The following is a 24,913-nucleotide window of genomic DNA, read 5'->3' as shown; positions in this document are numbered from 1 at the left end:
GTACTAAAGAGTGCTCTGCGCGTACGCCCCACGCTGCCACGGCCACTGCCACTGCTACTGACACGGCGCTGACACAACACCGACACAGCTCTGTCCTTGTCGTTCGAAGACGAGGAAAGACTAGGCTTGACTGCATGAACGAACAGCCGTCAACCGCCTTTCTCACCGACATGTACGAGCTCACCATGCTCGATGCATCCATAAAGGACGGCACCCACTCGCGCCAATGCGTTTTCGAAGTCTTCGCCCGCAAGCTGCCCAACGAACGCCGTTACGGGGTTGTCGCAGGCACTGGCCGCCTGATTGAAGCCGTGGAGAAATTCCGTTTCACTGAAGACCAGTTGTCCACGGCCGACTTCCTTAGCGAGGAAACCCGTGAGTACCTGCGCAACTACCGCTTCACCGGGCACATTGACGGCTACAGGGAAGGTGAGCTGTACTTCCCCTACTCCCCCATCCTCACCGTGCGCGGCACATTCGCAGAATGCTGCATCCTGGAGACGGTCATCCTGTCGATCCTCAACTCCGACTCCGCGATCGCCTCCGCCGCCTCGCGCATGGTCACGGCTGCCGACGGCCGCCCGATCATGGAGATGGGTTCGCGCCGCACCAACGAGCAGGCTGCGGTGACAGGTGCACGCGCCGCCTACATCGCCGGGTTCGGCTCCACCTCCAACATGGAAGCCTCCCTGCGCTACGGCATCCCGGCATCCGGTACCGCCGCCCACGCCTGGACGCTGCTGCACACCAACCCTGACGGCACCCCGAACGAGAAGGCCGCTTTCAAGGCGCAGATCGACTCCCTCGGTGTGGACACGACCCTGCTGGTGGATACCTATGACATCACCCAGGGTGTGGCCAATGCCGTGGAGGTCGCGGGCCCGGAACTCGGCGGCGTACGCATCGACTCCGGTGACCTGGGCATCATGTCGCGGCGCGTGCGGGCGCAGCTCGATGAGCTCGGTGCGTACAACACGAAGATCATCGTTTCCTCCGACCTGGACGAATTCGCCATCGCCGGCCTGCGGTCGGACCCGGTCGACGGCTACGGCGTGGGCACGTCGGTAGCCACGGGTTCCGGAGCTCCCACGGCAGGAATGGTGTACAAGCTTGTGGAGGTAGACGGTGTGCCCGTCGCTAAGCGCAGCTCCGGCAAGCAAATGAAAGGCGGCGCGAAGGGCGCCCTGCGCACGTACCGCGGCTCCGGTGTCGCGGTCGACGAGATCGTTTACCCGCTCGATAAGCACCCCGGCACCCCGACGACGCTGGATTACCGCGAGTTGGTTGTCCCGCTCATCCGCGACGGTGAAGTCGTCGAGGGGCTAGATGACCTTGAAGCGACCCGCACCCACCTTGCGAAACAACGCGAAACGCTGCCCTGGGAAGGTCTGTCGTTGTCCCGCGATGAACCGGCGATCCGCACACGCTTCGTCGGATTCCCGGAAGAGTGATGGAACGGTTGTCGCTGTCTGCGCGCGAGCTTCTCGACGCTGCCGTCGAATCCCTCGGCGGCACGCAACGCCCGGGGCAAATCGCCATGGCGGAGGCCGTTTCCAAAGCGCTTGCCGAGGAACGCCACCTCGCCGTCCAAGCGGGCACCGGCACCGGCAAATCTTTGGCCTACCTGGTGCCCTCGATCCGGCACGCGCAGGCGAACGACACGACCGTGATCGTCTCCACGGCAACGCTCGCTCTGCAGCGCCAGCTGGTAGAGCGCGACCTGCCGCGCCTGGTGGAAGCCCTTGACCCGCTGTTGCCGCGCACCCCGACGTTTGCCATTTTGAAGGGCCGCTCCAACTACGTGTGCCTGAACAAGATCGGTGTTCTGGACGGCACCGGGGACGGACAGGAAGCACTGGTCGACGAAGAAGACGTCTCCTGGCTCGGCCGCCACGTCAAACGCGTGCACGAATGGGCCGAAGAAACCGAGACCGGTGACCGCGATGACCTTGAACCCGGTGTGCCCGACAAAGCATGGCGGCATGTCTCCGTCACTGCCAACGAGTGCTTGGGCGCCACACGGTGCCCGCACGGTGCCGAATGCTTCGCCGAAGCCGCCCGTGTGCGCGCCGGCGAGGCTGACATCGTGGTGACCAACCATGCGCTTTTAGCCATCGACGCGCTTTCGGGTGCCTCCATCCTGCCCGAGCACTCCGCCGTCATCATCGACGAGGCCCACGAGCTCGACGGCCGCGTCACCTCCGTGGCCACCAATGAGATCTCCCCGCACGCGCTGCGGCTCGCGGCCCGCCGCGCCGGGAAGCTGGGAGAAAACAGGCGCAGAGACACGCTCGAGGAGCTTATCGACGACTTCGCCGCCGTCCTCGACACCGAATCCCCCGGCCGCTGGGAAACGATCTCGGATCCCACCCGCGCCGCCTTCGTCGCAGTGCAGGATGAACTGCGCCGCACCGGAGAGGCCATCGCCCGCGCCCCAGAAGGCGAAGCGACCAAAGACCCGGAGACCGCAGCCGAGCGAGAGAACCTGCGCAATCACCTTGGTGAGCTGTACACCTCCTTCGATCGCATTTTGAGCGTCTTTGACGAAGACGATCCCGCCAAGCATTTCGACGTTGTCTGGCTCGCCCGCAGCGCCTCCTCCAGCCCGGAGTCCGCCTCCGTTTCAGTAGCGCCGCTGTCCGTGTCGGCTTTGCTGCGCGACAACTTGTTTGGCGAGAAGACGGTCGTGCTCACCTCCGCCACCCTTGCTGTAGGCGGCAACTTCCGCGCGATGGCCGCGGCCTGGGGGCTTCCCGACGGCACCTGGGACAGCCTCGACGCCGGCACCCCCTTTGACCCGCGTCGCTCTGGAATTCTCTACACCGCCAAGCACTTGCCGCCGCCGGGCCGCGACGGCATCAGCGATGGCACCCTCGACGAGATGGCTGAGCTCATCACCGCGGCCGGCGGACGGACGCTGGGATTGTTCTCCTCTCGCCGTGCCGCACAAGAAGCCGCCGACGCGCTGCGCACCCGGTTGCCCTTCGACATTCTGGTCCAAGGCGACGACACCATCGGCGCACTGGTGAACAAGTTCGCCGCCGGGGAGAACGTGTGTCTGTTCGGCACCTTGAGCCTGTGGCAGGGTGTCGATGTCCCCGGCCGCTCCCTCTCCCACGTCATGATCGACCGGATCCCCTTCCCCCGCCCCGATGACCCGCTGCTCCAGGCCCGCTCACGCGCCGCCGACGCCGCCGGCCGCTCCGGGTTCATGGACGTCTCCGCCACCCACGCCGCACTCCTGCTCGCCCAGGGTGCTGGCCGGTTGCTGCGCAGCACCACCGACCGCGGCGTCGTCTCCGTCCTGGACAGCCGTTTGGTGACAAAGCGCTACGGATCCTTCCTCCGCGCCTCCCTCCCCGACTTTTGGGAGACGACAGACCCCGGGGTGGTGCGCGGCGCGCTGCGCCGACTCGTGGCTCAGCCTGCTGAGAAGTCCTCGGCCGAGTCCTCCGCCGAATAGGCACCAGGATGCGCCACCACCGTCACTGACCCTGGAGCGACCTCCGTGAACCCGCTATCGCGGACGGGGACAGACGCGGGAAGCGCCGCGGTGGCGCGGATAAGCTCCCGTGGCATCTCGCGGACCGCAAGGGGAAAGCCGTCGAGAGCCCAGCGCACCGCCCACGCTTCGCTCATCTGCGCGGCAAGCAGCATCGACCCGTGGCCGACCTGGGCGGCGGCCTTACCCGCGGTCATTGCGAGCGAGCCGTCGACAAGAATCACTGGCACCGATGACATCTCGATGTCACCGACACTGGGCGCCGGCAGGTCATCGTGCGGGAGGTCGGTGCCTTTGATCTGCAGTTTGCCGATCGCGTGCGGAACCTCCCCGACGGCGGACGGAATGAACGCGCGAGCTTCGGCGACCGGACCCGTTGCGCTGGATCGGAACGTGCAGCCGGGCAGCGTCTGCGCGTTCTCCCACGCGGCACCGCGGGCACGGCGGGCGATCTTGCGGATCCGGTGGCCGTACCACTGTGCTAGCGCGTCGCGCCAGGCGGACTCTTGCCCCGCGCGCGGGTCGAGACACACAGCTGCAGCGGCTTGGGCAGCGGCCACCAGAGCGTCATTACGCTGCGGCGGGTCCGCTTTCGGAATGTGCAGCGCGATCTGCATCGCCTGAACGGTGGCGGGATCGTCTGGGTCTTCTGCGCCGCGGTGGTCGTCGGCAAGGCTCGCGGCTAGGAAGCGGTGCGCTGCCGCGATGAGCGCGGCTGTGTCAGCTGTTTCCGGCATTAATCGAGCGCGACTTTGCCGTCGATACCGTGCTCCTCGTTGAGCGTATCGATCTCATGGCGCGGCACACCCATGATGTACAGCACCGAATCCAGGAACGGATGGGTGACCGAGGTGTCCGCGACCTCGCGCAGCGCTGGCTTCGCATTGAAAGCGATGCCCAGACCGGCCGCGGTGAGCATGTCGATGTCATTCGCACCGTCGCCAACGGCCACCGTCTGGGACAAACGCAGGCCCGAATCTTCAGCGAACTCGCCGAGGAACTCCGCCTTCGCCTTGCGGTCCACGACCTTGCCGATCACCTTTCCGGTGAGTTTCCCGTCCACGATCTCGAGCGTGTTCGCGCGCACGTAATCGAGGTCCAGGTCGGCGGCCATCGGCTCAAGCACCTGGATGAACCCACCCGAGACGACAGCGGTGCGGTAGCCCATCTGCTTCAACGTGCGGATCGTTGTGCGCGCGCCAGGCGTGAGTTCGATGTCGCGTGCGACGCTGTCAAGCACCGACGCGTCCAGCCCCGCCAGCGTTGCGACGCGCTCGCGCAACGACTCCTCAAAATCCAGCTCCCCGCGCATCGCGCGTTCGGTGACCTCGGCGACCTCCGCTTCACGACCCGCGTGAGCAGCGAGCATCTCGATGACCTCGCCCGTGATGAGGGTCGAATCGCAGTCGAAACACACCAGGCGTTTCGAGCGGCGGGCCAGACCAGCGCGCTCAATCGCGATATCGACGCCGAGAGCTGTGGTGAGCTCCGCTAACGCTTGGCGCACCGTGTGACTGACCTCGTCGCCGGAACCAGGAATGGTGATCGACAACTCCAATCCCGTCACCGGGTAATCAGAAATGCCGCGGATACGGTCGATGTTCGCACCGAAGTCCGCGAGGGTGCGGCCGATTTCAGAGACCGCCTCCGCCGTCACCGGATCGCCCAGCACGACCACAGCATGGGTGGAACGGCGACGCTGCGGAGCCAAAGATGCCTCGTCCGTCTCGATGGTCACCGATTGGTCCGCCAGCTCCGGCGCCGATTCAAGGTCGTGGCGTAGCGCCTCGACACCGCTCGTAGTGACGCCCGCGAACGCCGCGAGAGCAAGACGGCCACGGAACTGCGCCTGCTCAACGTCCAGCAGCTGCACCCCGTGCTGGGACAACACCGCGAAGAATGCCGCACTCACACCGGGGTGATCAGCCCCCGACAACGTGATCACTGCGTGCTGGAGGCCGGGTTGAAGTGTCACCGAATACGTCATGAATTCGAACCTACAGCAACAGGCCCCGCTCCACGATGTGGGGAGCGGGGCCTGCCGGTTAGTTCAGGAGTGGCCTACTAGTCGGTCGCCTTGGTGGAGCCGGAGTCGCGGCCGTCTGCCGGACGCACCTTGGTCACGGTCTCCGTGGCAGTGCGCTGCGAAGCAGAGGTCACGGTCTCGGACTCACGGGAGTCAGAGCCAGTGCGCTCGTTCTCTTCCGGGGTGGTTGCCTCAGAGCGCGGGTCGTGGTGGCCGGTGTGGGCCTCACGGCGCAGGGTCTCCACCATGTGCGGGTAGTGCAGCTCGAACGCGGGGCGCTCAGAGCGGATACGCGGCAGGGAGGTGAAGTTGTGGCCAGGAGGCGGGCAGGAGGTTGCCCACTCCAGGGAGTTGCCGTAGCCCCACGGGTCGTCGACGGTGACGACCTCGCCGTAGCGCCAGGACTTGTACACGTTCCAGATGAACGGCAGGAAGGCGATACCCAGGATGAAGGAGCCGATCGTAGAGATCTGGTTCAGCAGGGTGAAGCCGTCGGAGTCCAGGTAGTCGGCGTAACGGCGCGGCATGCCCATGTTGCCCAGCCAGTGCTGGACCAGGAAGGTCATGTTGAAGCCGATCATGACGAGCCAGAAGTGGATCTTCGCCAGGCGCTCGTCGAGCATGCGGCCCGTCATCTTCGGGAACCAGAAGTAGATGCCTGCGCACGACGCGAACACGACCGTACCGAAGAGGGTGTAGTGGAAGTGCGCGACAACGAAGTAGGTGTCAGACAGCTGGAAGTCCAGCGGCGGGGCAGCCAGCATAATGCCGGTCAGACCACCGAAGAGGAACACGAACAGGAAGCCGACGGACCACAGCATTGGGCTTTCGAAGGTGAGGTGGCCGTTCCACATGGTGCCCACCCAGTTGAAGAACTTCACGCCGGTCGGAACAGCAATCAGGAAGGTCATGAAGGAGAAGAACGGCAGCAGAACCGCACCGGTGACGTACATGTGGTGCGCCCACACAGCCATGGACAGGCCACCGATGGCCAGGGTTGCAAAGACCAGGCCGATGTAGCCGAAGACCGGCTTGCGGGAGAAGACCGGGATGACCTCGGAGATGATACCGAAGAACGGCAGTGCCAAGACGTAGACCTCGGGGTGGCCGAAGAACCAGAACAGGTGCTGCCACAGAATGGCGCCACCGTTGGCCGGGTCGAAGATGTGGCCGCCGAGCTTGCGGTCGTAGAGGACACCGAGGGCTGCAGCGGTCAGCAGCGGGAAGATCATCAGGGCCAGGATGGAGGCCACGAAGATGGTCCAGGTGAACACCGGCAGACGGAACATGGTCATGCCCGGCGCACGCAGGGTGAGCACGGTGGTGACCATGTTGATGGCGGAGGCCAGGGTACCGATACCGGTTGCTCCGACACCGAGGATCCACAGGTCAGCACCCACACCCGGGGTGTGGATCGCGTCTGCCAGCGGCAGGTACATAGTCCAGCCGAAGTCGGCGGCACCACCTGGGGTGAGGAAGCCGGCGAGCATAGCGATGACACCAGCGGTGGTGATCCAGAAGCCGAACGCGTTCAGACGCGGGAAGGCGACATCCGGGGCACCGATCTGCAGCGGCAGAACGAAGTTAGCGAAGCCCCACACGATCGGGGTACCGAATGCCAGCAGCATCACGGTGCCGTGCAGGGTGAACAGCTGGTTGAACTGCTCGTTAGAAAGGAACTGGAGACCCGGGGAGAAGAGCTCCGCGCGGATCAACAGTGCCATCAGGCCACCGACGAAGAACCAGATAAACGCCGTGATGATGTAGAAAATGCCCAGCTGTTTGTGGTCCGTGGTGGTCATCAGGCCCCAAAGGCGGGTGCCTTTGCGGGCCTTGCCGGTCGGCTCCGGCCGTGCCGGTGCAGCCTCGACGACATCAGCGTCGAGCCGTGGTGCCACAGCAGTCATACGTATCCTCCTGAATTAACTTCAGCCGCTCCACCCCCAGTGGGATTTCCTGGGGGCGCCCCAGCCAAGCTTCCCCGGAGCTGACGAAAATCAGCTCGCAGAGGTCATAGATAGGACGCGGCTAATACCGCTTCATCTTAACCAGCGGTCCAGTGAAATTCCAGATGACCGGCAGCGTCTTCGCGCTGCCCATTTCGGAAGCAACCACTCACCCAGCTCACAGCCCCGAACCGGCCGGAAGCGACCGTGCACTCGTACAATGCACGCCCGGCAACGCTTGGATTTCAACCCAGAACGGGGGCGGTACAACCCCGGAATAGGGTAAGCCAAAGAATACCCCGACCGGCCCGGGAAACGGATCGGTCGGGGCATGGGACCCACGGGTCATCGGCGGGTTAGAAGTCCCAGTTCTTGCCTTCTCAGAGCGCCCAGTCGCCGTCCTCCCTGGTGAGAGGCGATAAATCCTGCGGCCCCTCCAGCTCCGATGACCGCTCGTGCCATCTACGTGCCACTCACGATCGAAGCCGCTCTCGCCAACCAGATCGTTGCCGTCGCACATGCCCAGTTTACCGCCGGACGGCCCCATCTGCGCGATAACTTATGTGAGCTACACGCAGTGCGTCGCGCGCTCTCCCTCTGGATCAGTGGCTCACCCGGGGAGGTCGGTGGATGGTCCCACCGCCTGGGGTAGCACTGGCGATGCCACATCTTGCGTTTGACGGCACTATCGTGGACAAGACTGGGGACCGACGCGGGTCAAAGTTGGAGGAAGCGGGTATCGTGGGCAAATAGGGCGCAGGCAGCGTCTTATGATGGCGATCAGGAGCCGTCATCCGGATCTAGCGCTGAAAGAGAGTGCGCGATTGAAGCTTTCACGACTGAAGGTCGCAAACCATCGGCGCCTCGAGGACCTCGAGATCAAGATCCGCGCCCATCTCGTCCTGGTTGGCGCCAACGATGTCGGCAAGTCGTCGCTGCTTCGTGTCATCGATCTGGCCCTCGGGGCGAGTGTCGCTCAGCTTTATGCCTCTCTGTCGGTAGATGATCTTCGCGATACGACGGAGTCGATGGTAGTCGAAATTGAGCTGACCGGGTTTAGCGCTGACGATCGTGCTCTCTTCCCAACCGGAAAGCGTCGCACGAGCCCGCCCTGATGCCGCTGGCCTGCCGCGACCGCACGTCCTCGCGGCTGAAACCGTGCATCGTGGGAAGCCCGCACCAGACGGCTACCTCCGTGCCGGGGTCTTCTTTGACATCGCTCCGTCAGGTTGCGTCGTCTTCGGGGATGCAAAGAGTCCGCATCGGCTTGAGTCGGCAATAGCGACACACTGTTCCGCGGAGGGAGGGCTGAGCAACGTGGGTTCTTGAGCAGGCCGACCCACGGGAGGTTTAGGGACTTTGCAAGGTTTGCTCAACTTGAGCGAAGGTCATCTCAGCCGTGGAGCGCAATTCATCTACAGAAGCTCCATCGCGACCTCGCTGGGCCATGCCTTGCAATACGGTCCCGACGAAGCTGGCGACGGCCACAGGATCAACTGCTTCGGAAATTTGCCCTGCCTCGAGATCGGCTCGCAAGACACCCTCAATGCGCCTGATGTTTGAATGGCGATGCGCCTCGAGTTTCTCTTCGACATCGCGGTTCGCATCCGTTACACAGGTTGCAGCGCTGACGATTAGGCACCCCCCCGGCCCGCTCCTATCGGCATACTCATTCGCTGCCTCAAAAAGCAGTCGGTGAATCAGAGAGAGAGAGTTCTTCTCCTCCTCAAGGGCAAGTGAAGTGAATCGCCCCTTGGTGTTCAAGTAGCGCTCTACAACCTGATCAAAGAGCTGGCGCTTGCCGTCAAAGGCTGCATAAAGACTCGACGCCGTAATCCCGATCGCTCGCGTCAAATCGGCAATAGAGGTGCCTTCATATCCGTGTCGCCAGAAGACTTCCATTGCAGTATCTAGCGCCGCCTGGGTGTCGAACCGTCTACCTTGGCCGCGCACACCGGCCATAAGGGACCGCCTCCCATCGCATGTCATCGAGCGACACAATCATACGCCGCTTCCTTGGAGACGCATGTGATGCTCGCCTCGGGGTCAGCATCGTCACACTCGTGTTGCGATCATTCCACGAATAATGTTAGCCTCGTGTAGGCGGGAGGTTCCTGCGCCGACCGGACCCCCGCCCCCTGAGCAGACAACTGTCGGCGTCGTCGTGCCACGGCGCCTGAGCACCCCATGTCCCTGGCATGCGGCGTAGCTCGAACATCAACAGACTTGGAGACCCAAATGGCAGAACGTCACCCAGAAGGACTGTCGCGATCGACCACCCGAGACGGCGTCGACCGCTGGACCGTGCGAGCAGTCCACGAGGTCACGTACGACGTAGTCGCCGCACGAGCGCTCTTCGACGTCACGAACTCCACGCTGGCCACGGCAGGTGCGATCCCCGCCGCCGCCGAGCGCTCGCGACGGCTCATCGTCATCGACGAAACCGTCGAACAGCTCTACGGAAGCCAGATCCGCGGCTACTTCACCCACCACGGCGTGCAGGCCACGTACCACGTCCTCGAGGCCCATGAGATGGTCAAGAACTGGGATTCCGTCGACTCGGTGATCCGCGCCATGGCAGAGGCTGGAATTGACCGCCGCAGCGAGCCCGTCATCGCAATCGGCGGAGGGGTACTGCTCGACATCGTGGGCTTCGCCGCCAGCATCTACCGCCGGAGCACGCCCTACATCCGTATTCCGACCACATTGATCGGCCTCGTGGACGCCGGCGTCGGTGTGAAAACGGGAGTGAACTTCGGCACGGGAAAGAACAAGATCGGTAGTTACGCCGCTCCGGCTGTGACCTACGTGGATCGTTCCTTCCTGCGCTCACTCAATCGACGGCACCTGTCTAACGGTATGGCAGAGATCCTCAAGATCGCGCTCATCAAGTCCCGCCGCCTGATGTCGCTCCTGGACAGCTATGGACGCGCCATCCTCGACGATGGATTCGTCGGCAGCACCCCTGCCCTCGCAAACGCGGCAGACGACATCATCGGAGCCTCGATTCACCTGATGCTTGAAGAACTCCAGCCGAACCTGTGGGAAGCAAACCTGGAGCGGTGCGTCGATTATGGCCACACCTTCAGCCCGACCGTGGAGATGAAGGCACTGCCTGAGCTTCTCCACGGGGAAGCCGTCTGCATCGACATGGCACTGTCCAGCGCCCTTTCCTTCCACCGCGGACGCATGACGCGCCACGAGCTGGCCCATGTGCTTTCCACGATGCAGGATCTTGACCTACCCATTTGGAACAGCTCACTCGAGGAACCTGGGGTCCTCGACGCAGCACTGGCCGATACAGTGCGCCACCGCGGTGGAAAGCAGCGCATTCCGCTGCCCGTGGGTATCGGCGACCACGAGTTCGCCAACGACGTGTCCGCGGACGAAGTCGCAGACGCTCTGGACACCCTGCGAACGCTCGCCGAGATGCAAGCAGGAGACATCGCCGCATCATTGGAGCCCAAGCACGACCTGGCACTGAAGGCATGAGGTGGGACAGCCTCTACATCGGAGGCCTCGGAAGCTACCTGCCCAGCACTGTGGAAACAGCCGCCGACGCTGTCACAGCCGGGCGTCTAACCCATGAAGAACTGGAGAAATCGCGACAAGTCAGCGCCGCCGTGGGACAGCCCGAGGAGTCCGCTCCGGTGATGGCGGTTCGTGCAGGCCGCGTTGCACTGGAAGAGTACGGCGCGGAGCACCCAACAGAAGCGAGCCCTGAGCTCATCGTTCACGCAGTCGCCCTCCACACCGGCCTCGAGGCATGGAATGGGGGCGCCTACATCGGCAATGAGCTCGGCTTCCCCGAGACTCTCGCTATCGAGATCCGCAACACGTGCGCCGGCTCCATCGTCGGCATCGACCTGCTCGCGAGGCGCCTCGATAATGAAGGCTACGGCATACTCACCGCATCAGATGTGTGGCGTCTGCCCATGTTTGACCGGTGGGCCACAGACTCAGGCCTAGCATACGGCGATGCTGGTGCTGCCATCGTTCTTACACGATCCGCCGGACCGTTCCAGGTGCTGTCGACCGCGCTGACACAGAACTCACGCTTCGAACAGATGCATCGCGGTAACGCTCCGCTAGATCTTCCGGAGTACCGAGAACCGCTCCCCTTCAGCATGCGCGCCAGGTCAGCCAACTACGCACGCACCTATGGCCTCGAATCGTTCTGGAAGGCAAACGCCGAAGGACTCCAACGATCTGTGGACCAGGCCCTCGACGACGCTGGCATCGACCTCGCCGCTCTTCGTGCATGGTCAGTCCCTCACTTCGGCGAGACGCTGCTACGCAGACAGTGTCTCGAACCCCTCGGCCTCGCACCCACGGACACGACCAGCCGGTTCGGTTCGCAGATCGGACACACCGGCGCAGCCGACCCCCTCCTCGGCCTGCAGCATCTGCGGAGCGAATCCACACTCACACCCGGCGACCACGTCGCCCTCATCGGAATTGGCGCAGGTTTCACCTGGGGCTGCGCAGTTCTTCGCTACCACGGATAGGAGAACACATGAACTCACAAACCAGCGAGTCCACCACGAGCAAGACCCCCGTCAATATCAACCTCGCCATCACCTGGATGCTCCTGGGAGTATTCGGGGTCGGAACCGTCGAATACCTCGTGGCCGGTGTTCTGCCCCAGATCTCCAGCGATGTCGCCGTCACGGAAGCGACCGCCGGACTCCTCGTGACTGTCTACGCCCTCACCGTCGTCATCGGCGGGCCGCTTCTGACGATCATCACCTCCCGTGTCCGACGCATCCCCCTGGTCCTCGTGCTCATGGCATTGTTCATCGTCGGCAACATATTGACCGCCGTCGCACCGAACTTCCCCGTACTGGTCATCGCTCGGGTGATGACCGCACTGCCGCACGCGACGTTCTTCGCACTCTGTCTCGTTCTCGCAACCACACTCGTAGAACCCGAATTCCAGGGCCGCGTCATCTCCCGCATCACACTCGGGCTCAATCTCGCGACGGTACTGGGCGTCCCCCTGGGAACACTGGTTGGCAACCAGTACGGATGGCGGTCCTCGTTCCTCATCATCGCGGGCATCCAGACCCTCGTCACCGTCGCTCTTGTGCTGACGACGCGACGAGCACCAGAGCGCACCTCGGGCAGCATCTCGGCAGAAGTACGGGTCTTCGGCCAGGGCGAGGTCCTCAAGGCTCTTGGCCTAACCATGCTGAGCCAGTCCGGGCTTTTTGTGCTCTTCACCTTCATCGCACCGTACCTCGGGCAGCATGCCGGATTCAGCCCCAATGTCATCACCGTTCTCCTCTTCGTCTTCGGCGTGGGGTCTATCGCTGGCAACATGCTCGGCGGCTACTTCTCAGACCGGAACATGAACGCAACGCTGTACATCGCACTGGGCTCGCTCGCTCTTTCTCTTCTCCTACTTTTCCTCTTCGGCAACCACACCTGGTTCGCCGCACCGTGGATGTTCGTGGTCGGGGCAGCTGGGTTCTCGATCATTCCCCCGCTGACGTCGAAGCTCATCGGCGCGGCAAGCAATGCCCCGAATCTTGCCACCACGGTGAACATCGCAGGATTCCAGCTCGCGAACGCCGCGGGAGCCTGGATTGGCTCCACCGCCCTGTCTTTCGGATTCGGGATTGGCGTCCTCCCAGCCATCGGCGCCGTCCTCGCCCTCGCAGCTGCGGCACTTCTGTGGATCACCAACCGTGCGAGCACCTCTCGCGTACGTGACGGGAGCGCAGAATGAAGGCAGCTCTCCTCACTGGCACGCGAGCCGCCGTACCCCGCGAAATTCCAGACGCTGTGCCGGCGGGCACAGATGTAGCGCTGATACGGATCGCCTACGTGGGGCTCTGCGGTTCCGATCTCGAGCTCTACCACGGGACATCGAAGTACCTCCGCGCCGGGCAGACCACCTACCCGCACCACTTCGGACACGAGTGGGTCGGCACCATCGAAGAGCCTCCCACCGGCCCAAACGCGGACCACCTCAAACGCGGAACGGTCGTCACCGGTAGCACCATGCTCTCCTGCCACACCTGTACCACATGCCGATCCGGCCACAAGAATCTCTGCCTCCGTGTCAGGGAGGTCGGCCTGTACGACCACGCCGGTGCCGCGGCAGAACTCCTGACGATGCCCGCACCCGCACTCACGGTTCTCGACGACACGGATTCCGCCGAACCACGCCCCGGCCACGTCCTCGTCGAACCACTAGTCACTGTCCTCGAGGGGATCGCGAAGCTGTGCCCCTCACCGGGCAACCGCATCCTGGTCATCGGCGGAGGAACCATGGGTAGTCTCGCCGCGCTCGTGCTCGCAAGCTACCCGGTCGAGGTTGTCGTCCTCGATCCGACCTCGCCGGCTCACCTCGCACACCTGGGCATCAAGACCGTCACCGGTCTGCCCAGTACCGGTGGCGAGCTCTACGACGCGGTGTGGGAATGCTCAGGAGCCCAGAGCGCAACAGAAGAGGCACTGACATGCCTCAAAGTCGGCGGCTGCGCCGTATTCATCGGCGTCCCGTCCGCAGACACGCGGCTCAACGTCTCCGAACTCGCACTCAACGGACAGAGCATCCTTGGCGTCCGGCACGGTGTCGACCACTATCCCGCGGCAGCCGAGTTCATCCGCCAGCATCCACAGCAGATCGACCAGCTTGTCGACCGCGTCTATCCGCTCACCGAGGTCAGCGCGGCGTTCGAAAGGCTCGAGCAGCCTCGCGAACGGCCGAAGGTGGTGCTGAAGATTGGATGAGCAGCGTACTGCCCTTGTCACAGGAGCAAGCAGCGGAATCGGAAGCGCCATCGCCCGGCGACTCGTCCACGACGGCGCCCGAGTGCTGGTCGGCTACCATTCCGGACGCTCACGGGCGGAGCAGCTCTGCAACACCCTGAATACCAGCAACGTGGGTGAGGCAGTTCCCGTACACATCGACCTGACCGACCCGAGGAACATTCCGAGTCGATTTGACGAGCTCACAGCGGAATTCGGACCCGTTCACCACCTCGTCAATAACGCAGGGGTTAATGACCGATCGCCAGCGCTGGCACTCGACTACGCTCGCCTGGAAGAGGTCATAGCCGTCAACCTCTCCTCGCCCCTCCTGCTGTCCTCGGCAGCAGCATGCTATTTCGTGGCCAACGACGTCACCGGTTCTATCGTCACCGTCACATCGGTACACGACCAGATCCCGATAACGGGAGGAACGCTGTACTGCGCTTCCAAGGGCGGGCTGGCAGTAGCGTCTCGTGCTCTGGCTCTCGAGTTCGCCGAACATGGCATCCGCCTGAACTTGGTGGCGCCCGGAGAAACAGCGACCCCGATGAACGGAACCCCGCAAGATTCGGATGGGGAAATCGTCGAACGTCCGGCAATTCCGATGGGGCGAGCCGGCCAACCGGCCGAGATCGCCAACGCAGTCGCCTGGCTCCTCAGCCCCGAGGCCTCGTACATGACGGGAGCGACACTCTACGTCGACGGGGGCCTCATGCTCACCGCCGCCGAAGAAAACGCCAAGGCCGCATCCACACCGATCACCTCCACGAAAGGACACACTCATGAAAGCAGCAACAATCCACCACACAGGATCCGCCTCGGAGATCCAGATCATTGACATTGCGACACCAGACGTCGGGCCTGGCGACATTCGGGTGAAGGTAGGAGCGGCAGCCGTCAACCCCGTCGACGTGAAGACCCGATCCGGGTTCCTGAACATGGACCTGAGCTTCCCTGTAATTCTCGGCTGGGATGTGGCCGGAACTGTCGATGCTGTCGGCTCCGACGTGTCACGGTTCCGTGAAGGAGACCAGGTCATGGGGATGGTCGCGCAACCAGCGCGGGACCAGGGAACCTACGCCGAGTACGTGAGCGCACCCCAGGAGCTGTTCGCACCCGTCCCCACCGGGGTCAGCATGCAGCAGGCCGCCGCTGCGCCCCTGACCGTACTTACGGCCGCGCAGATGTTGAGCAAGCTTGATCTGCCTGATAAGGCACGCGTTCTCGTCACGGGGGCGGCCGGAGCGGTCGGACGAGTCGCCGTGCAGTGGCTACTGCAGGCCGGACATCGGGTGGACGGACTGGCTCGTCTCAGCGACACCACTGACCTCACAGCCCTCGGCACCGAGGCAGTCTACGACTCCACGAACAGCCTCCCCGACGCGACATTCGACGCGGTCATCGACACCGCCGGAATCGCAGAAGCCATCGCGAGCGTGCGCGATGACGGCCAGTTCATCTCCATCGCCGACAACACCCAGCCCCAGCCCGAGCGCGGAATCACCCCGACGAAGAGCTACGTCCAGGAAAACGGTCGACAGCTCGCCGAGATCGCAGATCAGCTGGCACAGGGCACACTTTCTGTGCCTGTCGGACGGACTTATCCGCTCTCGCAAGCTGCCGCCGCTCATAGCGATTTCGAACGTGGCGGCCTCCGCGGAAAGGTGCTGCTGATCCCATGAGCCAACCGCAACAGATCACGCTGGCCGTCCCCGACGTCGACGCCGCCGCTCGGTGGTTGGCCTCCATTGTCGGAGGGCCGACAGGTAGTGGACCCGTCTTTGCGTTCGATCCGGGCGTGGAAGTCAGGCTCACGGCCTGCCGCGCAGCACGCAGAACGCCACCGTCGATCACCGATCTGGGAACGCTCCACCTGTGCTTCCGTGTCGACGGGATCAACGAGGTCGTGGACCGAATCAATGGCCTCCCCGGCACCGAGGCTCTCGGCGACATCATCGAGACACCAGACGGTCCGATCCAAGGCAATAAGTGGATCTACTTCCGGTCGCCCTGGGGAAGCCTCTTCGAGCTTCAAGAGTGGCCGGACCCGCCCGCCTACACCCGTGAGAACAACGCACGCCTGTACCACGAGCACCCACGACAGAGAGCCGGGGCGCTGCCCGGTATCCGCGGTCTCGACCATGCCGGATACAGCGTCGCGAATCTCGACTCCAGCATCGCCAACCTAACGGAGAAGGCTGGTGCACAGTACGTGCTCGGCACCTCACTGACGGTGGACGAGGCGTTCACCCGCCGTCAGTTCGGCATCGACGTGGCCTGTACGTCGACAATGGCCATGGTCGTCGCAAGCGGCCTCAACATCGAACTCTTCGAACACGGGGTGGGCGAACAAGAGTCACCTCGCGGCATCGATGAGGTCGGTGGACACTCACTCGTGCTCTCCGGCACCCCGTGGGCGTCAGACATCGCAGACGTGAAAGCGAAGTAGCTCCGATGACCCATTTGGAATGCTCCGCGCTACTGTTCGATCTCGACGACACACTTGTCCTCTCCACGCCGTCTATCGAGGCGGCGTGGCACGGGTTCGCAGACCGGCACGGCCTCGACTTCGAAAAGGTCCGCACGCTGTTACCCGGGCGGCGCGGCCGCGACATCCTAGCTGCCGTCATGCCGACGATGACCGACGCCCAGGCCGCCAACGAGCTCGACATCATCCGCCGGAGCGAGATCGCCGCAGCCGAGACGATCATGCCGGTACCAGGAGCAGAAGCCCTCACGCGTATGCTTCCCAAGAATCGATGGGCAGTCGTGACTGCGGCCCCAAGAATGGTGATGGAAGCCCGGCTCTGCGGCGCGGGGCTGCCTACCCCCGCGGTCACGATCTGTGCGGAGGACGTGGTCGACGGGAAACCATCACCGGAAGGGTTCCTTGCGGCCGCGGGCCACCTCGCAGTCGACCCTCGACACTGCCTGGGCTTCGAAGATTCGACCGCAGGATTCCAGGCACTGACGGAAGCGGAAATCAAGACGGTCGCAATCGCTGAACACATGACCGTCTACGAAGGGACAATCGTTTGCTCCATTGGAGACTACCAAGGCGTCACCATCGAAGTAGCGGGCGACCGCATTCGAATCGAGATCCCGTGAACGCCTTCCTTGTTGACATCGGAGGGACCTGGACCCGGTTCCGCAGCGGTTCCAACGTCGAGCGGGTTGCCACTCCCAGCAAACTTCGTCATCCTCAGAAGTCCAGCGATGTGCTCGCCCGGGAGCTGGTTCTCCTCCTCGCAGGACGCGTGCCGACGGACACCGATGCGCATGTTTCACTCGGTGCAGCCTACGATCCGGAAACCGATATCGCCTACGGCTCTGGACCCCTTTGGGGAACGGGACGCCACGACATCCCCTTCCGTCGGCTCCTCGAACGACAGCGTCCCGATGTGCGATGGACAGTCACCAACGACGTCACGGCCGGCCTTGCACACTTCACGAAGATGTACGCCCGGCCGGCCGACCGACAGGTAATGTACGTGACAATCAGCAGCGGCATCGCGCTCCGAACCGCGCATCTCCCCTCACGGCGCATCCACGTCAACGCAGAAGGTCTCCAGGGCGAAGTCGGACATCTGCCCGCTACCTCAACTGCGATTGAAGCAGTCCGCGGACTAACCTGTGAATGCGGAGGAGTAGGACACATCGCCGCAATAGCTGCCGGCCCTGCAATACCGCACGTCGCCGAAAAACTTGGCATCGACAGCTACAACCAGCCGAGGGCGTCAGAGGATGGTGCGCCGACCGAGATGGACGAAAGACTGCTCAGAGTCATCATCGAACCGATCGCGAATCTCATTCGCACGGCATGCGTCCTTCAGCCTCATATTGATCTGATTGGAATCGGTGGTGGAGTTCCCTCCGGAATTGGAACTCGCTATAAGCATGAACTCTATCGCCAGCTTTCCGCAGCTCAGTCGTATGTCGACAGCCAGTCCAACGAAGGCCCAAGACTGCATTTAGTTTCCTCCGACCAAGTCTGCCCTGAGACTGGCGCGGCTCTAATGGCGCAGGGATACCTCGAAAACGTGAAGTAGGAGAAAGGTCTTTAGGTCCATGATGAAGCACAAGGCCATCGTCCGGCGTGGTACTCAATGCGCACTCGAGCACCTGCATGAAGGGATAGCTGGTATCGGGGAACTTATTGTCGCTCCGGAGAAAGTCAGCATTTGTGGGACCGACATACAGATCCTTCGAGGTCTGCGTGACGATCCGGCGCCGGTTGTCGGTCACGAAGGGCTTGTAAAGGTCGTTGAAGTCGGTGAGGGAGCAGTCGGGTTCGCGGTGGGCGACCGCGTCACCATCAACCCTACTCACCCGTCCGACCCGGACTTCCTGCTGGGTCACAACATCAACGGACTCCTTCAGCAGCGGGTTCGCATACCTCGGACGGCCGTGTCTGGCGGTTTAGTTTCCCACGTTTCGCCGTGTATTCCCGCAGCGCGCGGAACCCTTATCGAGCCACTAGCGGTGGTTACGTACGCTCTGGAGTGTCTCCGACTCGAAGATCCCGACAGCCTTCTCATTGTGGGAGACGGGCTCATAGGAAATCTTGCAGCAATCGCCGCACCTCGCGTGCTTGGAGAGCAAGTGTCGATCGGCATGGTGCACCGGTCAGAACTCGGTCGCGAGTGGACGCAGGCCCACGAGCCGCGCGTTACCAACGGCCGTACAGTCGCGGAACTCGAACCTGTCCTAGGGAAACGCATCGCAATGCTGTCAGCGACGCATCGGGCCGGAACAGCACTGGGATTGACCGAGGCGGCACGGACGCTCGGCACGCGTGTCGTCGCCGCACATCTCGTGGGCGGACTCGCCCCCGGGACTATCAGCCCGGAACTCCCTGGTATCGATCTACACGGCGTGCGCGCCGCGAACACGGGTGGCCCTTGGCCCCCGGCGCGCGTCAGCTTCTCCAGTGCAGAGCGTTCAACAGTCGTCACTGGAAACCGTGGTGTGCCCAATAGGAGACTGGAAGCGGCAGCGATCCTGCTTGAAGAACCTGATTTTGGCGATAGGGCTGATCGCCTGATTACCCATGATCAACCGCTTCGGGAGGGCGTCGAAACCCTCAATAGCATGCTGTCGTCCGGAAGCCGAGTGGTGGACGGCGAGCTGGTGATTCGCCTCGTGATCGGCATGTCTTGAAGTTGTCAAGGAACTTTGGCCTCGTCCCCAATCCATCTTGCGAAAGGCGTGTATTTATACCATCTCACAACACAGTCCCCCTTCTCTGGAATCGTGCCACGCCTCGCGGCATAGGGGCTCCAGGAGCTACTGAGAAACCCCTGATCGTTCTGGCTAGTATCTCGTCGTGCATCGGGTCTGGGTTCGCGGTCGGACGGTGAGCATCCGGCGGAGGGCAGCCGCCGAGTGCCGGTATTGGGCATCCGTACGAGCTGCTCGACACGGGTATGTTCATCGGGCTGTCAGATGGTCACAGGAGTCGCTTGAGCATGAGTCGTGGTGGGTTGACGAACTCGTGGTGGATTCGGTCGCGCCACGGCGTCGCGATCGTGTCGCGCCAGGCCTCGCTACCTTGGAGCTCGTGATGCGCGCGTGGTGCTGCGTCGATCGCGGTATGCCGGACCGCTGCGCATCTACGAATGTCCCTCGTGCGGCTCTTGGCATCTGACGAAACGACGTAGCTGGGACGCAGCGACGCCCAAGACCTAGCATGCGCCGCTATAGGCCGCGACCCGGGCCTTCCCTGGAAATGCTGTGCGATGGTCGTACGTTGGAAGGTGTTTCCTTCGCCTGGGCTCTGCGGAGCGCAGCGAAGGCATACCGGTACTCGACAGCTTGCTGGGCCGACGCGATCCTCTTGGCCTCTCCCAGAGGCTTCGGATCAGCGATGCCGTAGCGGTGCCGATACAAGGCCACCGTCGTGGCGTGCCTCGTCCACAGATTTCGGGACCGAGTGTCCTTGCCCGGTGTGCCGAGTCGCTTGATCTACGGCTCGCCCTCCCTGATCGCATGATGGAGCAGCCGTCCCGCCGCGGACTCGATGAGCTCCCGCCGCTCCGCGAGCGCGGCGCGCATGTCGTCCGAGATAGGTTCGGCCGGTGTCGGGATGAGACCGGCGACGCGGCGCCGGTTCGCGGCGCCGGTTCGCGGCGCGACGGGTGGACTGGTTCAGTGTGGCGCGATCGAGCCACGCGGCGAGCTCGGCGGCCGGGTCCGTGTCCTCATCGGCCGGCGGGATCTGCGGGGCGAGCGCAGTCAAAGCCGCGGTGACGTCGTGGCCGGAGGCCTCATGCCGGGCGAGGGCGGCTTCGAGGTACTCGTAGTACGGGCTGGTGAACACCTCGTCCCCGATCTCACCGGTGGAGAACGGTGCGATGTCGATGAGGGCTTCCCACCGTTCGGTCTGAGCTTCGCGGGCGAGGAGGTCATACTCGTCCAGAAGTGTCGCAAGGGAGGCGCGCTTGTCGACCTCGACCTGGCGGGTTTCGGTGGCGGAGAGGTCGGCGTCGCTGCGGGCGAGTACCCGTGCGAGCTGCTCGACGCGGGTGAGTTCCTCGGGCGGGTCGAGGTGGGGTTCGACCTCGTGCGGGTCGGGCTGGATGACGTAGGCGTGGTTCTCGTGCATGCCGCGGGTAAGGCCGACGTAGAGCAGTTCGCGGGAGGCGGTGTCGGGGTCGACGAGGGTGTGCGCGGTGTCCACGGTCGAGCCCTGGGCCCGATGGACCGTGGACGCGTAGCCGAGCTCGAGATGCTCCCGCACATACTTCGCGGGCAGCACGAGTCGTCGCCCGCGCGGGGTGTCGCCTTTGCCGAGCCGTCGCACCACCAGCGCCCCATCCTTACGATGGGAAACCACGTGCCAGCGGTCGCCGTTCTTCACTCACGACTTGCCCGTCGTGAGGCGGCGTTCGTTGCGGCGGGTGACGACGAGGTCACCGACTCCGGCAGTGGTGCCGTCGTGCAACGCCGCCCCGGCCTCCTGCACGCGGCCGGCGGTGATGAGGTCGGCGCGGGCACGCTGGTTGAGCTCAGCGACCATCTCCGCGTTTCCGGCGAGCATGAGCGTGGAGACTCCCTGATCGCGGTCGTGCTGCCAGGCGGTGTAGACGGCATCGAGCATCGTCTCGAGATCCCCGTCATGCAGCCGCTGCTCGTCCTCGTACGTGTCGAGCACCGCTCGTTTGCCGTGTCGGAGGTCTCGGGAGGCGGCTTTCTCCCAGTCGTGGACGAACCGGCGCACGGTGTGCAGCTCCGGGGCACGCCGGCGGGCGCGTACGAGCATCCCGAACGCTCCGCCCGTTTCCACCGAGGACAGCTGTGCCCAGTCGCCGACCAGCACGATCTTCGCTCCGACCTCGGCGGCATGCGTGGCGAGGCGGTCCAGGGTCAGGGTGCCGGCGAGGGAAGCCTCGTCGACGATCACCAACTGCCCGGCCCGCAGATCCCACCTGCCCTCGTCGTGTTCGTAGAGGAGCTTCGGCACGTTCTCCGCCTGTATCCCGAGCGATTCCGCGAGGACTTCGGCCGCGGTCGCTGACGGTGCGAGACCGATCACCGAGTCCTTCCCGTGGTGGGCGGTCCAGGCCCGGTGACTACAACGTCATGACCCGCAACAGTTAGATGGAGGATATAGGAGATTGATATCCGATGAGTCAGACAGCGCCGGTGACTCCGTCCACGGAGTCCGTGCGCACCTGGTACGACCATGCGCTAGTCGAGGACGCGATGGTCTATGACATCACTGGTGAGGCCGTGACCGTGCTCTCGCCCGCATGAGCGAGGCCACCGATGACGGTGCTCGTGAGCGCTGGGCCGCCCGCCGCCGTCTGGTCAAGCAGCAGACCAAGGCCCTCGACTCGGTCGACCGTGCCGAGCTGATCGCCCAGCAGCAGGCGTGGGTGCGCGAGGCGCAGGCCCTGACCGACCTACCCCTAGCTATAACTGGCGGGGCAGAAGAGGTGGCGGCTATACCCCGACCCCGCGGGCCCCGCGGTTCGCCCAGGACGCGATCCTGGCCGAGGATCCCACCCTGGTGCCGAGCACCGGGGATGATCTGCGCGAGTACCACCCGGCCTACGCCCGGTTAATGTTCGAGGAGCCCTTGGTGATGCCGGAGCGGACGGCGCCGGTCTCGGGCGGACTGGTGCGCCTAGTCATCCACAATCAGCTCAATGATCTAGTTACCCGCGATGGCGACCGAAGCGCCCATCCGCCCGTAGCTGGGTGCGCCAGTAGCACCTGCTTCGTATGACACGCTCCAGCAACGACCGCACGACTTCGGCGACGAGTCCGGACGCTCCGCTCTACGAGGACGACCACCACACCAGAGCCCCCGATGAGGAGGGCCGCTGCGGTGATCAGCCGGAGTCGGCCGAGCCGGATTACCCGCCGGCGTCCGCACTCGAGGGAATCGTTGCCCCCGCGGCATACAGGGCCTTCACGGCGGGGTGGTCCGCCGGTGTTCTCCGACGGACCACCCAACCCGCCTCAGCAGAGGTCATCGACGACATCGCGACGATGCTCGACGCCGTTCACGTCGCCGATGCCCTCACTGAACAGGAATGATCTGCAACCGATCCTCAGCGGTTCCCTTGACCGGGAGTACATCGATGCTCTGGATCAGCCGCCGCAGATACGCCCGCTTCTCCTTAATGTCCCGGCCCTCCCATGTCGCGAACAGAGTCGGCCCATCCTCGAACGGGACCTCGTCGAGCTCCATCGCGTCCAGCCGCCGCTGCAGGGTCTCCACGCGCGTCTGCGCGTCCTCGATCAGTGTCAGCAGCACCGTCACCATCGCACCCCGGTACTCGCCGCTGCCTTGTTTGGCGACGAGCGTGTCTCGCTCGGCCTTGGCCTCATCGAGTTGGGCAAGCACCTCATTGATTCCCGCATCCGAACGTGCGGCCCGTCGACGTGCTCGCGCTCGTTCCAGGGCCTCGTCGGTGATCTGCGAGAAGAACCACCCCAGCACGTAGGCCTCCGCATTGTCCGCGTTGACCGAACAACCCTTCGAGCAATTGCCGGGGCCGTGCCTCCGGTTCGCCTGGCAGGTGTACTCAAACGCCTTCACCTTCTCTCCCGAGGCTTTCGTCCAGTACTTCTGCTTCCCGTACAGGGAGGCCCCGCACTGGCAGTACAGCAGCCCGGTCAGCAGCCACTCATGTGAGCCCCACGGCCGCCTAGTCTTCGACGTCCTCGCCTGTTCCAGAAGGCGTCGCACCCGCAACCAGGTCGCACGATCGCACACGGGCTCGTGAGCAATCACCGGTTCCCCGGCGGAGTCGCGGGCGATGTAATCCAGTAGCTCGATCGCCACTCCACGCTGGTGCTCGGGAACCTTCCGCATCCGATAGCCGACCATCCGCGGAGAGACCAGGAACCGGCGAATGCTCGCCTCATACACGGGGGCGCCCTTCGCGGTCGTGATCCCGTAGCGCTCCTGCCAGTGCCGGCCGATCTGGGCGAGGCTCTTGCCTGCCAAGACCATGTCCACAGCGTCCTTCAACGCCGGGTGCTCAACCGGATGCGGCTCCAACCGCACCCCTGAACGACCGAACTCATCGACCACGCGCGGGCCGGCCTGCCACCCGAACGGCAGTGTGCCCCCGTGGATGAACCCGGCCTCGGCGAGATGCCTCTTGGACGCGAGCTGTCGCTCGCTCATCGCGTCGGTCTCGACCTCAGCCAGCAGAGCCTTGATTCCAGTGACCAGCTTCGCGCCCGCCGTTGCAGTGTTGAGCTCATCGGCGCTGTCCTGGTGTGAGACCAGGTAGACACCAGCTTGCTGGCACTGGGCGATCCACTCGATCGTCTTCGCTGCGATCCGGTTGGTGCGATCCAGCTTCCAGAACGCCAGCGCCGGGACCTTCTCGGCCTTGATGTCCTGGTTGAGCTGGCGCCACCCCTTCCGTGTACGAGCAGCGGACTTACTGGCCGAATCGTTGTCGATGTACTCACCCATGACCGTCCAGCCGCCCTCGGCGGCCAGCTTCCGGGTCAGGTCAAGCCGCTGCCGCTCGATCGCGTCTGCCTTGTCCTTGTGGTACTTCGACAGCCGCAGGTACAGGTAGATCGGCTTGGTCCCCGGCAATGGCTCATCGGGACCGGTCCGTGCGAACGCTGGGTACACGACAGATCGGCGACTGCGGCCAGGCCGTGCGTTCGGCCCGGGACGGTGCCTCGTCTCGCTCGTGTTCGTAGCCATCAGTGACCTCCTTGGAGAAGGAGGTGCACTTTTCATTGCACGACTCGTAGAGCGAGCGTGCCGGGGCGTGGCCCTCATCGCCCCCGGTGCCGATCCGCGCCAGCGCACAACCGGCCCCGCGCATTATCTCCAGAGCCTCCTCCATCAGCCGTCGCCCTGCCCCGCTGCGCTGGGCGGCGGGGTGCACGGCGATCATCTCGACCTCTCCCGTCGCCGTCCCGAGCGGTCGGTCAGCCTGCACCGTGACGACGGCAAAGCCCGCGACGAGCCCGCCGATCTCGGCCACGAGTGTTCTCGCCGCGCTATCGAGGCACGTCCGACGGATTTGCGAGGCCTGCTTCGATCGCCAGTCGGGGTAGGCAAGGTCGTAGAGGCGGTCTCCGAGAATCTCGCGCCATGACTCGAACACCGGCTGCCACGCCCGCAGGCCCAGCTCGACCAGTGACTCGAGGTCATTGTCGCGGTAGGTGCGGATGCCCAGGTCCTCGGTCATG

At 63.9% G+C, this 24,913-nt stretch carries 22 protein-coding genes and 1 pseudogene; 15 read left to right on the top strand and 8 right to left on the bottom strand.

Annotated elements, in window-relative coordinates; translation table 11 throughout:
• Positions 1–134: 134 nt before the first annotated feature.
• The gene (locus tag HMPREF0291_RS05040) at positions 135–1,451 is read left to right on the top strand and encodes a nicotinate phosphoribosyltransferase (protein WP_005288924.1); all 1,317 of its coding nucleotides are present in this window, start codon (positions 135–137) and stop codon (positions 1,449–1,451) included.
• Positions 1,451–3,463 carry an ATP-dependent DNA helicase gene (locus HMPREF0291_RS05035; protein WP_005288922.1) on the top strand — a complete coding sequence of 671 codons (2,013 nt, stop codon included), beginning with the start codon at positions 1,451–1,453 and terminating at the stop codon, positions 3,461–3,463. Before HMPREF0291_RS05040 ends, HMPREF0291_RS05035 begins: the two co-directional genes overlap by 1 nt.
• On the opposite strand, the gene HMPREF0291_RS05030 is transcribed toward HMPREF0291_RS05035, so the two are convergent.
• From HMPREF0291_RS05030 to ctaD, 3 genes are all read right to left on the bottom strand, one after another.
• Complete coding sequence (locus HMPREF0291_RS05030) at positions 3,421–4,239, bottom strand: aminoacyl-tRNA hydrolase (protein ID WP_005288919.1); 819 nt, start codon at positions 4,237–4,239, stop codon at positions 3,421–3,423. The genes HMPREF0291_RS05035 and HMPREF0291_RS05030 overlap by 43 nt on opposite strands.
• Entirely contained in the window at positions 4,239–5,489 is a 1,251-nt protein-coding gene (serB, locus tag HMPREF0291_RS05025; RefSeq protein WP_005288916.1) for a phosphoserine phosphatase SerB, read from the bottom strand. The genes HMPREF0291_RS05030 and serB overlap by 1 nt, the downstream gene beginning before the upstream one ends.
• Before the next feature lie 77 nt (positions 5,490–5,566).
• Positions 5,567–7,435: an aa3-type cytochrome oxidase subunit I gene (ctaD, locus tag HMPREF0291_RS05020; RefSeq protein WP_005288912.1), complete on the bottom strand. Its 1,869-nt coding sequence runs from the start codon at positions 7,433–7,435 to the stop codon at positions 5,567–5,569.
• 863 nt (positions 7,436–8,298) lie between these two features.
• Between ctaD and HMPREF0291_RS05015 the strand changes: the two genes are divergently transcribed.
• Positions 8,299–8,589, top strand: coding sequence for an AAA family ATPase (locus HMPREF0291_RS05015; protein WP_156774806.1), 291 nt, complete (start codon positions 8,299–8,301; stop codon positions 8,587–8,589).
• A 235-nt stretch (positions 8,590–8,824) separates the two neighbouring features.
• Here the strand turns inward: HMPREF0291_RS05015 and HMPREF0291_RS05010 are convergent, their stop codons facing one another.
• Positions 8,825–9,436, bottom strand: coding sequence for a TetR/AcrR family transcriptional regulator (locus HMPREF0291_RS05010; RefSeq protein WP_005288907.1), 612 nt, complete (start codon positions 9,434–9,436; stop codon positions 8,825–8,827).
• A 276-nt stretch (positions 9,437–9,712) separates the two neighbouring features.
• Here HMPREF0291_RS05010 and HMPREF0291_RS05005 point away from each other — a divergent pair, with 276 nt between their 5' ends.
• The 10 genes from HMPREF0291_RS05005 (at position 9,713) to HMPREF0291_RS04960 (ending at position 19,396) form a co-directional block, all read left to right on the top strand.
• The gene (locus tag HMPREF0291_RS05005) at positions 9,713–10,966 is read left to right on the top strand and encodes a sedoheptulose 7-phosphate cyclase (protein ID WP_005288904.1); all 1,254 of its coding nucleotides are present in this window, start codon (positions 9,713–9,715) and stop codon (positions 10,964–10,966) included.
• Positions 10,967–11,097: 131 nt separating this feature from the next.
• Positions 11,098–11,982, top strand: coding sequence for a ketoacyl-ACP synthase III family protein (locus HMPREF0291_RS05000; RefSeq protein ID WP_232210326.1), 885 nt, complete (start codon positions 11,098–11,100; stop codon positions 11,980–11,982).
• A gap of 8 nt (positions 11,983–11,990) precedes the next feature.
• Positions 11,991–13,205: an MFS transporter gene (locus HMPREF0291_RS04995; RefSeq protein ID WP_005288899.1), complete on the top strand. Its 1,215-nt coding sequence runs from the start codon at positions 11,991–11,993 to the stop codon at positions 13,203–13,205.
• The gene (locus HMPREF0291_RS04990; RefSeq protein WP_005288896.1) at positions 13,202–14,215 is read left to right on the top strand and encodes a zinc-dependent alcohol dehydrogenase; all 1,014 of its coding nucleotides are present in this window, start codon (positions 13,202–13,204) and stop codon (positions 14,213–14,215) included. The genes HMPREF0291_RS04995 and HMPREF0291_RS04990 overlap by 4 nt, the downstream gene beginning before the upstream one ends.
• The gene (locus HMPREF0291_RS04985; protein WP_005288894.1) at positions 14,208–15,074 is read left to right on the top strand and encodes an SDR family NAD(P)-dependent oxidoreductase; all 867 of its coding nucleotides are present in this window, start codon (positions 14,208–14,210) and stop codon (positions 15,072–15,074) included. The genes HMPREF0291_RS04990 and HMPREF0291_RS04985 overlap by 8 nt, the downstream gene beginning before the upstream one ends.
• Entirely contained in the window at positions 15,019–15,918 is a 900-nt protein-coding gene (locus tag HMPREF0291_RS04980; protein ID WP_005288892.1) for an NADP-dependent oxidoreductase, read from the top strand. The genes HMPREF0291_RS04985 and HMPREF0291_RS04980 overlap by 56 nt, the downstream gene beginning before the upstream one ends.
• Positions 15,915–16,685 carry a VOC family protein gene (locus tag HMPREF0291_RS04975; protein WP_005288889.1) on the top strand — a complete coding sequence of 257 codons (771 nt, stop codon included), beginning with the start codon at positions 15,915–15,917 and terminating at the stop codon, positions 16,683–16,685. The genes HMPREF0291_RS04980 and HMPREF0291_RS04975 overlap by 4 nt, the downstream gene beginning before the upstream one ends.
• A gap of 5 nt (positions 16,686–16,690) precedes the next feature.
• Positions 16,691–17,344: an HAD-IA family hydrolase gene (locus HMPREF0291_RS04970; protein WP_005288885.1), complete on the top strand. Its 654-nt coding sequence runs from the start codon at positions 16,691–16,693 to the stop codon at positions 17,342–17,344.
• Positions 17,341–18,285, top strand: a complete 945-nt coding sequence (locus HMPREF0291_RS04965; RefSeq protein WP_005288882.1) for an ROK family protein — start codon at positions 17,341–17,343, stop codon at positions 18,283–18,285. The genes HMPREF0291_RS04970 and HMPREF0291_RS04965 overlap by 4 nt, the downstream gene beginning before the upstream one ends.
• A 19-nt stretch (positions 18,286–18,304) precedes the next feature.
• The gene (locus HMPREF0291_RS04960) at positions 18,305–19,396 is read left to right on the top strand and encodes an alcohol dehydrogenase catalytic domain-containing protein (RefSeq protein WP_005288879.1); all 1,092 of its coding nucleotides are present in this window, start codon (positions 18,305–18,307) and stop codon (positions 19,394–19,396) included.
• Positions 19,397–20,096: 700 nt separating this feature from the next.
• Here HMPREF0291_RS04960 and HMPREF0291_RS11270 read toward each other — a convergent pair.
• Complete coding sequence (locus HMPREF0291_RS11270; protein WP_198002217.1) at positions 20,097–21,041, bottom strand: ATP-binding domain-containing protein; 945 nt, start codon at positions 21,039–21,041, stop codon at positions 20,097–20,099.
• Positions 21,042–21,095: 54 nt separating this feature from the next.
• Positions 21,096–21,791, bottom strand: a pseudogene (locus tag HMPREF0291_RS11265) (AAA family ATPase); the annotation flags it as partial.
• Between the two features lie 71 nt (positions 21,792–21,862).
• On the opposite strand from HMPREF0291_RS11265, the gene HMPREF0291_RS12125 reads away from it, so the two are divergent.
• Positions 21,863–21,991, top strand: coding sequence for a hypothetical protein (locus tag HMPREF0291_RS12125; protein WP_005288869.1), 129 nt, complete (start codon positions 21,863–21,865; stop codon positions 21,989–21,991).
• Positions 21,992–22,462: 471 nt separating this feature from the next.
• On the top strand, positions 22,463–22,780 hold the full coding sequence (locus HMPREF0291_RS04945; RefSeq protein WP_005288862.1) for a hypothetical protein: 318 nt from the start codon (positions 22,463–22,465) through the stop codon (positions 22,778–22,780).
• Here the strand turns inward: HMPREF0291_RS04945 and HMPREF0291_RS04940 are convergent.
• Positions 22,764–24,419 (bottom strand): recombinase family protein, encoded by a 1,656-nt coding sequence (locus tag HMPREF0291_RS04940; protein ID WP_083770255.1) that lies wholly within the window; start codon positions 24,417–24,419, stop codon positions 22,764–22,766. The two genes, HMPREF0291_RS04945 and HMPREF0291_RS04940, sit on opposite strands and share 17 nt — an antisense overlap.
• Positions 24,310–24,912: a GNAT family N-acetyltransferase gene (locus tag HMPREF0291_RS04935; RefSeq protein ID WP_005288855.1), complete on the bottom strand. Its 603-nt coding sequence runs from the start codon at positions 24,910–24,912 to the stop codon at positions 24,310–24,312. The genes HMPREF0291_RS04940 and HMPREF0291_RS04935 overlap by 110 nt, the downstream gene beginning before the upstream one ends.
• Position 24,913: the final 1 nt, after the last annotated feature.

Source organism: Corynebacterium genitalium ATCC 33030 (assembly GCF_000143825.1).
Taxonomy (GTDB): Bacteria; Actinomycetota; Actinomycetes; order Mycobacteriales; family Mycobacteriaceae; genus Corynebacterium; species Corynebacterium genitalium.
This window is presented reverse-complemented; position numbering and strand designations above follow the sequence as displayed.

Excerpts from the sequence above, each read along its gene's own strand:
- HMPREF0291_RS04940 (WP_083770255.1), bottom strand. The coding sequence starts at position 24,419 with ATGGCTACGAACACGAGCGAGACGAGGCACCGTCCCGGGCCGAACGCA.
- HMPREF0291_RS04990 (WP_005288896.1), top strand. The coding sequence starts at position 13,202 with ATGAAGGCAGCTCTCCTCACTGGCACGCGAGCCGCCGTACCCCGCGAA.
- HMPREF0291_RS12125 (WP_005288869.1), top strand. The coding sequence starts at position 21,863 with ATGAGTCAGACAGCGCCGGTGACTCCGTCCACGGAGTCCGTGCGCACC.
- HMPREF0291_RS04970 (WP_005288885.1), top strand. The coding sequence starts at position 16,691 with ATGACCCATTTGGAATGCTCCGCGCTACTGTTCGATCTCGACGACACA.
- HMPREF0291_RS05005 (WP_005288904.1), top strand. The coding sequence starts at position 9,713 with ATGGCAGAACGTCACCCAGAAGGACTGTCGCGATCGACCACCCGAGAC.
- serB (WP_005288916.1), bottom strand. The coding sequence starts at position 5,489 with ATGACGTATTCGGTGACACTTCAACCCGGCCTCCAGCACGCAGTGATC.
- HMPREF0291_RS04935 (WP_005288855.1), bottom strand. The coding sequence starts at position 24,912 with ATGACCGAGGACCTGGGCATCCGCACCTACCGCGACAATGACCTCGAG.
- HMPREF0291_RS04980 (WP_005288892.1), top strand. The coding sequence starts at position 15,019 with ATGAAAGCAGCAACAATCCACCACACAGGATCCGCCTCGGAGATCCAG.
- HMPREF0291_RS05035 (WP_005288922.1), top strand. The coding sequence starts at position 1,451 with ATGGAACGGTTGTCGCTGTCTGCGCGCGAGCTTCTCGACGCTGCCGTC.
- HMPREF0291_RS04975 (WP_005288889.1), top strand. The coding sequence starts at position 15,915 with ATGAGCCAACCGCAACAGATCACGCTGGCCGTCCCCGACGTCGACGCC.
- HMPREF0291_RS04945 (WP_005288862.1), top strand. The coding sequence starts at position 22,463 with ATGACACGCTCCAGCAACGACCGCACGACTTCGGCGACGAGTCCGGAC.
- HMPREF0291_RS04960 (WP_005288879.1), top strand. The coding sequence starts at position 18,305 with ATGATGAAGCACAAGGCCATCGTCCGGCGTGGTACTCAATGCGCACTC.
- HMPREF0291_RS04995 (WP_005288899.1), top strand. The coding sequence starts at position 11,991 with ATGAACTCACAAACCAGCGAGTCCACCACGAGCAAGACCCCCGTCAAT.
- HMPREF0291_RS05030 (WP_005288919.1), bottom strand. The coding sequence starts at position 4,239 with ATGCCGGAAACAGCTGACACAGCCGCGCTCATCGCGGCAGCGCACCGC.
- HMPREF0291_RS05010 (WP_005288907.1), bottom strand. The coding sequence starts at position 9,436 with ATGGCCGGTGTGCGCGGCCAAGGTAGACGGTTCGACACCCAGGCGGCG.
- HMPREF0291_RS05040 (WP_005288924.1), top strand. The coding sequence starts at position 135 with ATGAACGAACAGCCGTCAACCGCCTTTCTCACCGACATGTACGAGCTC.
- ctaD (WP_005288912.1), bottom strand. The coding sequence starts at position 7,435 with ATGACTGCTGTGGCACCACGGCTCGACGCTGATGTCGTCGAGGCTGCA.